This is a genomic window from Paenibacillus woosongensis, from assembly GCF_009725165.1.
Taxonomy (GTDB): Bacteria; Bacillota; Bacilli; order Paenibacillales; family Paenibacillaceae; genus Fontibacillus; species Fontibacillus woosongensis.
Window position 1 is genome coordinate 1 of record NZ_WNZW01000042.1, and the last position, 515, is coordinate 515.

1 protein-coding gene is annotated in these 515 nt (G+C 55.9%); it reads right to left on the minus strand.

Annotated features, from left to right (window positions below; genetic code table 11):
• On the minus strand, window positions 1-464 hold a 464-nt coding region (locus GNP95_RS25905), incomplete at its 3' end, for a hypothetical protein (RefSeq protein WP_196427324.1).
• Window positions 465-515: the final 51 nt, after the last annotated feature.

The following is a 515-nucleotide window of genomic DNA, read 5'->3' on the forward strand; positions in this document are numbered from 1 at the left end:
GACAGATCCTGCTTCAGCGGGTTATATTCGCAGGCATCCAGCGGAGAGCCTTTATAGAACACGGCCAAGCTGACCCCGGACTTATACCATTCCTCAGCGACGCCGAGCTTCGCCAGCTGCTCCCTTTGCTGTTGGGCGGACCGATGCGCGTATCCCATGTACAGCTCATTATTGTAAATAGCATATATTTTATAGGCCGCTTGATTGCGGGCAATTTCTTTGAAGCTTGAAGCGATCGCCTCAAGTTCTTCACGCGCCCACGCCTGCTCCTTCGCTGTCCCGGTGTCCAAAATTTGCAGCAGAGAGGCGATCCGCTCGTCCTCCTTCACCGGGTCGAGGCGCTGTACCAAAGAGGCGTCCTGGAGCTCCAGCAAGCTGCCCTTAATCCATTGCAGCAGCGATGGCCGCGACGCTGCAGACGAAGCCTCGCCTGGATCAGCGACATTCTGTCTCGCTTTCTCCATGAAGCGCTGAAACCAGCTCTGAATCGTCCCCTTCAGGGTAAACGTCGCTGA